Here is a 10,610-nt window from a genome sequence, read left to right on the forward strand (position 1 = left end):
TTATACAAATTATTCAGGCTGTTCCACCAACCGGATCAGTTCGGGAAAGTTGGTGATTTCCAGCTTGTTTTTGGAAAATTGACGGATAATGCCCATCTCTTTTAATTGACTGACCGCTTTGGTCACCGTCACCCGGTGAACACCCATCAGGCGGGCAATGTCATCCTGGGTCATTCCCGGTTGAAAGCTGACAGATTTCTGTCCGCTTTCGATATGAATCTCTTTAAAGCGCACCAGATAGACGATCATTTTACAGACTCGGGTGAACTGATTGCTGACGAGTTCATCGGTCAGTAATTCAGTAAACATGCGGGCCTTGTACGAAACTGTCTGTACTAGTTCGAGCATAAGGGCAGGGTACTGGACGGCAATGACCTGTTCAATGGTTTCTTTCTTGAAATAATATAAGACACTGTCTGACCGGGTTTTCGCGCTGGCTTCTTCCGCGTCACCCCCGATGAAACAGGATACTTCACCGAAAATGCAGCCCCGGCCTACAATGAACAGCACCTTCTCAGGGCCATGAACGGTATGCAGGTTAATTTCAATGGAACCGTCCACAATATAGTACAGGCCATTGATGAGCTCTTCTGTAAAAAAGATACGGCTGCCTTTGGGGAAGGCCTCGCGCACTCCAAGATGAAGTACCTTTTCCCAGGATGGGCACAGATTTTCGAAAATGGGGAGTTGGTAGAACATAATTGTTTCCATTATCGTACAAACCGGAGAAATGCAACAACCCCCTTTCCTGCCTTCCTTTTATATAACGAAAAGGAGTTGAGTGATTACATTGCGCCCGAATATGGATAAACTGAAGGTGGGAGCCCACGCTTTTGAGTAATAAAAGTGAACATTGAAAAACAAGAATGATCTTTTGCAGGTAAGAAGCAGCGGTGTGGATTATGGTACGCGATTGAGGCTGATCTCCGCCTGCTTCTTCTGCACTTTGCCGAATATGACGGTGACTTTGTTTAAAATCATTATTCTTCTGGCAGTGGAAACCTTTCATCTCACAAGAGGTGAAGGAAGGAAACTTTCAGGAATAGGAGTCTGATAAACCACTGGCAAAATGGCACATCTGAGCCTAAGATGGTAATGATACAATGCGAACCCGGATGATGAACTCTGCAGGCAGGTTGATATGACAGATACCTCGTATGATGTGATTATTGTCGGTGCAGGACCCAGCGGAATCTTTACCGCTTATGAGATTCGTGAACACAATCCCTCGTTGAAAATCCTCTTAATTGAAAAAGGCCATTCCATCGAAAAACGCAAATGCCCCAAACGCAAGACAGGCATTTGTGCCAACTGCAATCCCTGTAATATCACCACAGGTTTTTCCGGCGGGGGTAGTTTCAGTGATGGCAAACTATCCATCAATGAAGACGGCGAAATTGGCGGAGATCTGGTTCAATATATTGGACTTGAGAAATTCCGGAAAGTGCTGCACTACACGGATGCCCTGTATGTAGGTTTTGGGGCAGATCCGACTGTTTACGGTGTGGAAAAATCACCAATGGTGGATGCCATACATCGGAATGCTGCCCAGGCGCACATGAAATTAATCGATTCCGGTGTACGCCATATGGGGACGGAGAAAGCATATGAAATTTACTCGCGCATCCAGAAGGAACTGGAAAAACGCAATATCGAAATGCTGTTCGATTCCCCGGTGAAAGATTTCATCATCGATGAAAAGCCCGACGGTGAAAAATGGGTAAGGGGAGTGATCACTTTTGATGATCGCCAATACACGGCAGATCATGTGGTGGTGGGTATTGGCCGCGAAGGCAGCGAATGGTTGAATGGCATTTGCCGGGAATATGGTATTCATTCAAAAGTTGGCCCGGTGGATATCGGCTGCCGCATCGAAACGGATGCTGCCATCACGGAGAGGATTGACAATACTCTGTATGAAGCCAAACTGGTGTATTACACCCCAACTTTTGAAGACAGAGTGCGTACCTTTTGCTGGAATCCACGCGGTGAGGTGGCGGAAGAAAAGTATGGCGAGACGCTGGCAACCGTCAACGGGCATAGTTACAAAGATGAAGCCTATAAAACGGGCAATACCAATTTTGCCCTGCTGGTCTCCAAGAACTTTACTCAGCCGTTTAAAACGCCCATTGAATACGGGCGTTATATTGCCGAAATGGGGAATATGCTTTCAGGTAACAAGGTGATGGTGCAGCGATACGGCGATCTTAAACGCGGCCGCCGGACTACTGTGGAACGCCTGGCAAAGAACATCATTCGGCCGACCTTGAAAGATGCCGTACCCGGAGATTTAAGCCTGGTGCTGCCATACCGTATCATGGTGGATATCATTGAGACCATAGAGGGATTGGATAAGATCATGCCCGGCCTGTCGGGTGATAATACCCTGATTTATGGAGTGGAAGTCAAGTTTTATTCAAACCGGATTGTGGTGGATAAGCATTTCCAGACCAACATTCATAACCTGTATGTGTTGGGTGACGGTGCCGGTCTGACACGCGGCCTTATGCAGGCCAGTATGAACGGTGTTTGTATGGGAAGGATCCTGACAGGCACCTGGTAAGTCAGCTTTTCAGACGATCGGCAAATTTCTTCCGAAATTTTGCCACTTTGGGCGCTACAACCATCTGGCAGTACCCCTGCCCGGGGTTATGAGCAAAATATTCCTGATGGTAATCTTCCGCCGGATAGAATGTGACGTATTTGTTGATTTCGGTGACGATCGGATTGTCCCAGATTTTTTCTTCTGTTAATTCGCGGATGACATCTTCAGCCGTCTTTTTTTGTTCATCAGTATGATAAAAAATGGCGGATCGGTATTGTGTCCCAATATCGGCTCCCTGCCGATTCAGGGTCGTGGGGTCATGTATCGAGAAAAATATTTCCAGCAGGTCGCGGAATGAAATGACCGCTGGTTCAAATGTTATCTGCACGGCTTCAGCATGGCCGGTTGTTCCGGTGCATACCTGCTGATAGGTAGGGTTGACGGTTGAACCGCCGGTGTAACCAGAGACAACATCGGTTACACCCTGAAGGTTATCGAAAACGGCTTCTAAACACCAGAAACATCCACCGGCCAGGGTGGCCGTTTGCGTTTGGCTCATTTATCTGCTCCTACTCACGAATAATTTCAGAAACGTCTGGTTTCCAACGGAAAAGAAAGGTACTGATCAGGGCCACCCAGATAAGCAGTGTCGGCAATGAAAGGTAAAGCAAGACCTGCAGAAGCTGTTGATCCACGATATAACTCAGTCCGCCGAAGAATAACAGCAAGGATAAAACAAATCCCAGCCAACCGCTCCATTGGGGAATATTGCGAGCTTGATTTATCAATATGGATGACGTAAGAACCACACCTGCCAGCGCCAGCAACTTGAAAGTATCAAGATCGTTTATTATGGTCAGGATCAATCTGTATGGGATCTCATTTGAATGGCTCAAATTACCCGATAAGACCTGTTGAAAACCAGCCTGTACCAGAGAAATGCCTGAGGCCGCGATACCGAGACCAAATGTGACCAGAATTGGAACCAGTTTATCCTTTTGACTTTTGAAGAGAAAAACTACTAAACCGGAAATGAAAACGAGAAGGGCTATCCCGGCTGCACCATCAATGAGAAAAGCCTGAACACTGTGGATCAGACTGTGAGTCGAATAGTACATCCCCAATTCCATCGAAGATGATGTTATTTTTGGTGCACCTGGCTCTAAAATCAAACCAGTTATCCAGAAAAGAACATAAACCCATCCTGCAATAGCAGAAACCCTCATTAATTTCATGTGTACCTCCCACTTTACGTTAGACCAAACGTAACTCGAAAGTCCAATTTATTTTTAATTATGTATATATAGGATAATATTACTCGTAATATATTTACAGCATCCTTGTACATACCATTATTTTCAATATGCTGGTTAGATATGGATAAAGATTTATCGAGAGAAGGATGGAAGGATGATTAGTTAATTGGGAAGGAACATGGCATACACCCGGCGTTTTTCCCCTCCAGGTTGAACCACTTCCTTTTCAAGATGCATTCCTACCTTAATTGCCACATGTTCAGAGGCAACATTTTCCGGGTTAACCTGAGCAACCAGCCGGTTGATGTTTCTAACATAGTAAGCATACGAACTTAATGCACGTCCAATTTCTGTGGCATACCCTTTCCCCCAGAATTTTTTTGCTAAAACATAGATCAATTCATACTCGGTTAATCCGTCAATCTCTTTGCCGAGAACACCACAATGCCCGATCACCAGGCCACTGGATTTTTCCACCAATGGCCTGAGGTCATATGGCTCAGCCAGGGGATTTGCTGCGGTTTCAGCCAGATTTTTCTTCAAGGCTTCCGGTTCGCGGGGGCCGCCCAAGAATCGGGTAACATCTTTGTCAGTCCATAACGCAACCAGGGTTGGAATGTCATCAGGAAGCATGTAGCGCAATAACAGGCGTTCCGTCTCAAGAATGATCATGGATTATCCTATTGAATCAGATTCTCGTTTTCATTCCATTTATATATATACAACAAAATGATATTCACCATGGAGGTGATTCCAAAAATGATTGCCGTAATCCACTGATGCAGGGAAAATAAGGCCAGAATGGCCAGAAAAAAGATGAACAATTTTATGAAAATCAACCGGGGTTCTTTCAACCGTGATTTTGATGCCGGCGCGAGATACTTTCCCCAGATTAGAGCCAGCAAGATTGGCAATCCTGCTCCCAGGATGATTTTTTGAAAAAAAGAGCCAGAGACCGAGACACCCCAGAAACCGAAAATCACCAGCAGGCACAGCTCCAGGACGAATGCCACGGCAAGATTAATCATTTTCAACGGAACCATAAACCCATCCCTTCCTTATAGATAGATGGTAGGCTGACGGTCATGGAAAAACAAGATCGTTGTACACAACATGTTGCCGAAACTGAAGCCGATTTGAAAAGAGGATGATTTATGGTATGAAACCTGCCGGGAAATAATCATCTATGGCTGGAACCCCCTGGGGTATTTGGAGTATTATCCTGAAAGGGTTTTCTGACGTAGATTTAATATTATTAATGTGAGGAGACAACAATTTATTAATTTTCGTTAGGGAGGGGGGATTGCTTTGTGGAATCCTGGCAAACATCCATTATCAAATCTTCATCGGCTTCGGTACAATAAAAGTTGATAGATTTTGAATGATTCAGGCAGGTATGCTTGTGAACACTCATAAAATGGAAAGTCTGGATAAACTCAGGTTTTATGAATTGACTCTGCAGGAGCGCGGTAGTTACCTGCAAAAACAAACCGGATTGACAGATGCCGAGATGGACGCCCTGTGCGGTCTGGCCGGACTGGCACCGGCTTCCGCCGATAAAATGGTGGAAAATGCCATCGGTATTTACAGCCTGCCGATGGGCATTGCCCAGAATTTTGTAGTGAACGGCCGCAAGGTCTGGGTCCCCATGGTGGTCGAAGAGCCTTCTGTGGTGGCCGGGGCATCTTTTATGGCGCGGCTGGCGAGGGCGGGCGGCGGGTTCTTCGCCTCGGCTGATGAACCTTGCATGATCGGGCAGATGCAAATTCTTGGTTTGCCTGACCTGGAAAAAGCCCGTAAATTGCTGCTTGACCACGGTGCTGAATTGCTGGATGAGGCTGCCCGAATTGACCCGGTCTTGCAGGAACTGGGCGGCGGCCCCCGCGAGATGGAAATCAGGATTGTGGAAGATAGTCCCATTGGTCCTTTTATGGTGCTGCACATCATTCTGGATGTCCGTGACGCCATGGGGGCGAATGCCGTCAACACTGCCTGTGAACGGCTGGCTCCCAGGGTGGAAGCCCTGACCGGCGGACGCGTGCACCTGCGCATTCTGTCAAACCTGGCTGACCGGCGCCTTGCCCGTGCCAGAGTGACCATCCCCGTAAGCGAACTGGCATTCGACGGATACAGCGGCGAACAGGTGCGTGACGGAATTATCGAAGCCTGGGCATTTGCGGCAGTGGATCCATATCGTGCAGCAACCCATAACAAGGGCATCATGAACGGTGTGGATGCCGTGGTCATTGCCACCGGCAATGACTGGCGCGCCGTGGAGGCCGGGGCGCATGCTTTTGCCGCCCGCAGCGGTCGCTATACCAGCCTGTCTACCTGGGGACAGGATAAGGACGGTTCCCTGGTGGGTTCACTTGAAATGCCGATGGCTGTAGGGATTGTGGGCGGGGCAACCCGGGTTCACCCCGGCGCGAAAGCGGCGGTCAAACTGCTGGGTGTTCAAACCGCCCGTGAACTGGCGGAGATTATTGTTTCGGTGGGTCTGGCACAGAATATGGCAGCTCTGCGCGCCCTGGCGACAGAAGGTATCCAGCGCGGACACATGACCCTGCATGCCCGTCAGGTGGCGGCGGCTGCCGGAGCGGAGGGTGCCATGATCGACCGGGTGGCAGACCGCATGGTTCAGGAAAAAACCATCCGCATTGATCGTGCGCAGGAAATATTAAAGGAAATAACAGGCAGGTAGCTGCTCAACAGCCATAAATCCCTGAAAAAGTTGTTTCGTTCCACTCACGGTGGAGACGAATTTGTAGTCAAAAACATCGGAGACCTAATGACCGAAGAACATGTGCATAAAAATGGATTACTGAAACCCAACCGACCGGTGGGCATCATCGGATACGGCGCCTATGTGCCGCGTTACCGCCTGCCGGGAGCGGAAGTGGCCCGCATCTGGACGGGCGGTACGGGCGGATCACCCGTAAAAGAAAAATCTGTACCCGGGCTGGATGAAGATGTAATCACCATGTCTATTGAAGCTGCCCGAAACGCCCTGGCGCGAGCCGGGATTGACCCGTTTGAATTGCGCGCTGTGTGGGTGGGGTCCGAATCACACCCGTATGCCGTCAAACCGACCGGCACCATCGTAGCCGAAGCCATCGGTGCCACACCGGCTGTTTCAGCGGCCGATTGGGAATTTGCCTGCAAGGCTGGAACCGAAGCCTTTACCGCTGCCATGGGTCTGGTGGGCTCGAAGATGGCCAACTATGCCCTGGCCATCGGCATGGATACAGCACAGGGACGGCCGGGTGATGCCCTGGAATATACGGCGGCCGCCGGAGGAGCCGCGTATATCCTCGGTCCGGCGGAAGAAGCCCTGGCGGTGGTCGATTCGGCGTATTCCTATGTTTCTGATACGCCCGATTTCTTCCGGCGGGCGGAACAGAAATATCCGGAGCACGGTCAGCGGTTTACCGGTGAACCGGCGTACTTTACGCACATCACATCGGCTGCTCGCGCTATGCTCGATCTGACTGGCGCTGCACCGGAGGATTTCACCTTTGCCGTGTTTCACCAACCCAATGCCAAATTTCCCCAGCGGGCAGCCAGCCTGCTGGGATTCAAGCCCGAACAGATTACTGCTGGACTGCTCTCCCCGGTGATCGGCAATACATATGCCGGAGCCGCTCTGATTGGTCTGAGTGCGGTACTGGATATTGCCAAGCCCGGCGACCGGATACTGGTTGTCTCGTTTGGTTCCGGCGCCGGATCAGATGCCTTTGATATTCGGGTGACAGATAAGATCACGGAACGGCAAAAGAAGGCACCCACAACACAGGATTACATTGCCCGCCGTACACCCATTGACTACGGTACGTACGTCCGCATTCGCGGCAATCTGGCATTGAAGTAGGAGCCGACCGAATGAGAGACGTAGTCATTGCCGGGATCGGACAGATTCCTGTGGGTGAACACTGGGACCTCAGCCTGCGGACGATGGCGGCACGAGCCATGCTGGCTGCCATTAAAGATGGCGGCGGAATGAAACCGCAGGCCATGTATATTGGAAATTTCCTCAGCCCGGTGCTTTCGCACCAGGAAAATCTGGGTGCTCTGTTAACGGACAACGCCGGTCTGACCGGTATCGAAGCCTTCACTGTGGAAGCGGCCGGTGCATCTGGCGGAGCCGCTTTGCGAGTGGGCGTCAATGCGGTTGCCTCGGGATTTATTGATTGTGCTCTGGTGCTGGGTGTGGAAAAAATTACCGACATGGTCGGTTCAGAAGTAGAAGCGGCTGTTGCACAATCTTCTGATTATGATTATGAAGCCATGACGGGTTTGAGTTCCGCCGGACAGGCTGCCCTGTTAATGCAGCGTTACCTCTATGAATACAATCCTCCCCGCGAGGCCTTTGGCGAGTTTGCCCTGATCGCTCACGCCAACGGAGCAAATAATCCCAATGCCTTTTTCCGTAAAGCCATCAGCCGTGAAGCGTATGCCTCGGCGGGTATGGTCAGTGATCCCGTCAATATGTTTGACATGGGCCCTTACGCAGACGGAGCCGCCGCTGTTCTATTAACCGCCCGCGATACGGCGCCGAAAGATCTGCCCCATCCTTTAGTGCGGGTGAGCGGGTCCAGTGTGGTCATCGATACGCTGGCCTTGCATGACCGGCCCAACCCTCTGGCGTTTGATGCCGCCTGCCAGTCAGTGGAACGTGCGTGCAGTCAGGCTGGGATAATGCCGGGTGATGTTGACCTTTTCGAAGTGTGTGATGCTTTCAGTATCTATGCCCTGCTATCGTTGGAAGCTGCCGGTCTTGCCCGGCACGGCGAAGGCTGGAAGATGGCTGTCAATGGTGAGCTTTCCATCAACGGGAAACTGCCCATTCTGACAATGGGCGGCTGCAAAGCCCGGGGTAATCCCCTGGGTGCTGTGGGTGTGTACCAGGCTGTGGAAGCCGTCCAGCAACTCCGCGGACAGGCAGGTAGAAATCAGGTTAAAGATGCCCGCCGGGCGCTCATCCAGTCACTGGGCGGCCCCGCCTCAACGGCGGCTGCTCACATTCTGGAACGCCTGGATTAAACCCGACGGCTGAGCTTGTGGTGAATCCGATGGCTGAGCCTGTCCGATGGCTGAGCCTGTCGAAGCCCGATGGCCCTGCCCTCGACAGGCTCGGGCAGTGGAACCATCCCGGTGGCTGAACCAGACCGGAGGCTGAGCTTGTCGAAGCCCGAAAGCCTTGCCCTCGACAGGCTCGGACACCGGAACCATCCCGGTGGCTGAGCCTGTCGAAGCCCGGCAATTTGATAGTATTTGATAGCCCTGCCCCTATACACTAGGCTTACATATTTGGCTGTAAAAGAAAGAAGATGTGATTATGGAAATACCTCGCCATTGGAGATTGAAAAAACAACGTTACGGACTGGTCGGTGAAGTCTGCCCGCACTGTGACGCAAAAATCTTCCCGCCGCGTGACGTATGTCCGCATTGCGGTGGTGAAGCTAAAACCGCGTTCAACTTCAGCGGCCGTGGCGAGGTGTACTCTTACACCGTAATGCATGATGCCCCTGCCGGTTTTGACCAGAATACTCCCTATGCTGTGGCGTTGGTCAAACTGGAAGAAGGTCCCGTGGTCACAGCACAGTTGACTGACCTTGGCGAAGAGCAGCCGCGCATTGGCATGCCAGTCGAGATGGTCACCCGCAAAATCCGCGAAGATGCCAACGAACGCGGTATGTTGATCTACGGGTATAAGTTCAGACCGGTATTAAGATAATAATTTTCAGACTATTGAAGCGCTCTCCAGAGATGGAGGGCGCTTTTGATTTCTGGTTTGTAATGTGATTGATGAAAAATAAAGTAATTATGCGAACCAAAAAACCCGAATTTAGCATGATGACGGAGATCTGTCGTCACTATTTTTCTTTTCTCGGACAATAACTTGATGTGTTGTCAACCTGTTTGATTAATTATAGAAATCCATTAGGTCGTACTCGAATCTATTTACCTGCAAAGAGTTTTTCCACAATGGATATACCGCGTATCTTCAACATCACGGAAAGTGCTCACCGCATCCACAACCCGTTTTCACCCGAAAAACTTGCCACTCTTGGTGCAGCGCTGCGTCTGGAATCGGGAGCTCGAGTTCTAGACCTCGGCAGCGGTTCAGGAGAGATGCTGTGCACCTGGGCACATGATCACGGAATTATTGGCATCGGGGTCGACATAAGCCAGTTGTTCACCGAACAGGCGAAACTCCGTGCCGAAGAACTCGGCGTTACCGATAAAGTTAAATTCATACATGGCGATGCTGCCGGCTATGTCTCTGACGAGAAGGTCAATGTGGCAGCCTGTGTCGGCGCCACCTGGATTGCCGGGGGAGTAGCCGGCACGATTGAGCTTCTATCGCAAAGCCTGCTTACTGGAGGGATCATCCTCATCGGGGAGCCTTACTGGCGGCAGCTGCCACTGACGGAAGATGTTGCCAGGGGGTGCCTGGCCAACTCGATCTCTGACTTTCTCATGCTTCCAGAACTTCTTGCGTCTTTCAACCGCGTTGGCTGTGATGTTATTGAAATGGTTCTGGCCAATCAGGACGACTGGGACAGATATGAGGCGGCCAAATGGCTCACCATGCGCCGATGGCTTGAAGCCAATCCCAACGACGAGTTCGCGAAAGATGTTCGAGTCAAATTGACCTCAGAACCGGAGCGATATGCCACATACACACGTGAATATCTGGGCTGGGGTGTGTTTGCGTTGATGCTGAGGTAATGCATTTGTGATCCTCCGAATTGTCAAAAGCTGTACTGCGTTAAGTTTATTGACCTGTCAGAATATGATACTGTCTG

General features: G+C 50.5%; 12 protein-coding genes. 6 read left to right on the plus strand and 6 right to left on the minus strand.

The window, feature by feature from the left end:
* Positions 1-9: 9 nt before the first annotated feature.
* Positions 10-699, minus strand: coding sequence for a Crp/Fnr family transcriptional regulator (locus LTAR_RS08480; protein ID WP_158423416.1), 690 nt, complete (start codon positions 697-699; stop codon positions 10-12).
* 442 nt (positions 700-1,141) lie between these two features.
* On the opposite strand from LTAR_RS08480, the gene LTAR_RS08485 reads away from it, so the two are divergent.
* Positions 1,142-2,563 carry an NAD(P)/FAD-dependent oxidoreductase gene (locus LTAR_RS08485; protein ID WP_062421769.1) on the plus strand — a complete coding sequence of 474 codons (1,422 nt, stop codon included), beginning with the start codon at positions 1,142-1,144 and terminating at the stop codon, positions 2,561-2,563.
* Between the two features lies 1 nt (position 2,564).
* Here the strand turns inward: LTAR_RS08485 and msrA are convergent, their stop codons facing one another.
* The 4 genes from msrA to LTAR_RS08505 all read right to left on the minus strand — a co-directional run bounded on the left by msrA (position 2,565) and on the right by LTAR_RS08505 (position 4,844).
* Complete coding sequence (gene msrA / locus LTAR_RS08490) at positions 2,565-3,104, minus strand: peptide-methionine (S)-S-oxide reductase MsrA (protein WP_062421770.1); 540 nt, start codon at positions 3,102-3,104, stop codon at positions 2,565-2,567.
* A gap of 10 nt (positions 3,105-3,114) precedes the next feature.
* Positions 3,115-3,780 carry a hypothetical protein gene (locus LTAR_RS08495; RefSeq protein WP_062421771.1) on the minus strand — a complete coding sequence of 222 codons (666 nt, stop codon included), beginning with the start codon at positions 3,778-3,780 and terminating at the stop codon, positions 3,115-3,117.
* A gap of 183 nt (positions 3,781-3,963) precedes the next feature.
* Entirely contained in the window at positions 3,964-4,473 is a 510-nt protein-coding gene (locus tag LTAR_RS08500; RefSeq protein WP_062421772.1) for a GNAT family N-acetyltransferase, read from the minus strand.
* 8 nt (positions 4,474-4,481) lie between these two features.
* Positions 4,482-4,844: a YrdB family protein gene (locus tag LTAR_RS08505; protein WP_062421773.1), complete on the minus strand. Its 363-nt coding sequence runs from the start codon at positions 4,842-4,844 to the stop codon at positions 4,482-4,484.
* A gap of 374 nt (positions 4,845-5,218) precedes the next feature.
* On the opposite strand from LTAR_RS08505, the gene LTAR_RS08510 reads away from it, so the two are divergent.
* From LTAR_RS08510 to LTAR_RS08520, 3 genes are all read left to right on the plus strand, one after another.
* Complete coding sequence (locus LTAR_RS08510; RefSeq protein ID WP_139044485.1) at positions 5,219-6,502, plus strand: hydroxymethylglutaryl-CoA reductase, degradative; 1,284 nt, start codon at positions 5,219-5,221, stop codon at positions 6,500-6,502.
* An 87-nt stretch (positions 6,503-6,589) separates the two neighbouring features.
* Positions 6,590-7,669, plus strand: coding sequence for a hydroxymethylglutaryl-CoA synthase (locus LTAR_RS08515; protein WP_062421774.1), 1,080 nt, complete (start codon positions 6,590-6,592; stop codon positions 7,667-7,669).
* 11 nt (positions 7,670-7,680) lie between these two features.
* Complete coding sequence (locus LTAR_RS08520; RefSeq protein ID WP_062421775.1) at positions 7,681-8,841, plus strand: thiolase C-terminal domain-containing protein; 1,161 nt, start codon at positions 7,681-7,683, stop codon at positions 8,839-8,841.
* Here LTAR_RS08520 and LTAR_RS17020 read toward each other — a convergent pair.
* A complete protein-coding gene (locus LTAR_RS17020; RefSeq protein ID WP_139044467.1) occupies positions 8,803-9,021 on the minus strand; it encodes a hypothetical protein in 219 nt (72 codons plus the stop codon). The genes LTAR_RS08520 and LTAR_RS17020 overlap by 39 nt on opposite strands.
* Before the next feature lie 115 nt (positions 9,022-9,136).
* Between LTAR_RS17020 and LTAR_RS08525 the strand changes: the two genes are divergently transcribed.
* Positions 9,137-9,535, plus strand: coding sequence for a Zn-ribbon domain-containing OB-fold protein (locus tag LTAR_RS08525; protein WP_062421776.1), 399 nt, complete (start codon positions 9,137-9,139; stop codon positions 9,533-9,535).
* Positions 9,536-9,786: 251 nt separating this feature from the next.
* Entirely contained in the window at positions 9,787-10,533 is a 747-nt protein-coding gene (locus tag LTAR_RS08530; protein WP_062421777.1) for an SAM-dependent methyltransferase, read from the plus strand.
* The last annotated feature ends 77 nt before the right edge of the window (positions 10,534-10,610 follow it).

Source organism: Leptolinea tardivitalis (assembly GCF_001050275.1).
In the GTDB taxonomy this organism is placed as follows: domain Bacteria; phylum Chloroflexota; class Anaerolineae; order Anaerolineales; family Anaerolineaceae; genus Leptolinea; species Leptolinea tardivitalis.

Excerpts from the sequence above, each read along its gene's own strand:
- msrA (WP_062421770.1), bottom strand. The coding sequence starts at position 3,104 with ATGAGCCAAACGCAAACGGCCACCCTGGCCGGTGGATGTTTCTGGTGT.
- LTAR_RS08515 (WP_062421774.1), top strand. The coding sequence starts at position 6,590 with ATGACCGAAGAACATGTGCATAAAAATGGATTACTGAAACCCAACCGA.
- LTAR_RS08485 (WP_062421769.1), top strand. The coding sequence starts at position 1,142 with ATGACAGATACCTCGTATGATGTGATTATTGTCGGTGCAGGACCCAGC.
- LTAR_RS08520 (WP_062421775.1), top strand. The coding sequence starts at position 7,681 with ATGAGAGACGTAGTCATTGCCGGGATCGGACAGATTCCTGTGGGTGAA.
- LTAR_RS08510 (WP_139044485.1), top strand. The coding sequence starts at position 5,219 with ATGGAAAGTCTGGATAAACTCAGGTTTTATGAATTGACTCTGCAGGAG.
- LTAR_RS08505 (WP_062421773.1), bottom strand. The coding sequence starts at position 4,844 with ATGGTTCCGTTGAAAATGATTAATCTTGCCGTGGCATTCGTCCTGGAG.
- LTAR_RS08500 (WP_062421772.1), bottom strand. The coding sequence starts at position 4,473 with ATGATCATTCTTGAGACGGAACGCCTGTTATTGCGCTACATGCTTCCT.
- LTAR_RS08525 (WP_062421776.1), top strand. The coding sequence starts at position 9,137 with ATGGAAATACCTCGCCATTGGAGATTGAAAAAACAACGTTACGGACTG.
- LTAR_RS08495 (WP_062421771.1), bottom strand. The coding sequence starts at position 3,780 with ATGAAATTAATGAGGGTTTCTGCTATTGCAGGATGGGTTTATGTTCTT.
- LTAR_RS08480 (WP_158423416.1), bottom strand. The coding sequence starts at position 699 with ATGTTCTACCAACTCCCCATTTTCGAAAATCTGTGCCCATCCTGGGAA.
- LTAR_RS08530 (WP_062421777.1), top strand. The coding sequence starts at position 9,787 with ATGGATATACCGCGTATCTTCAACATCACGGAAAGTGCTCACCGCATC.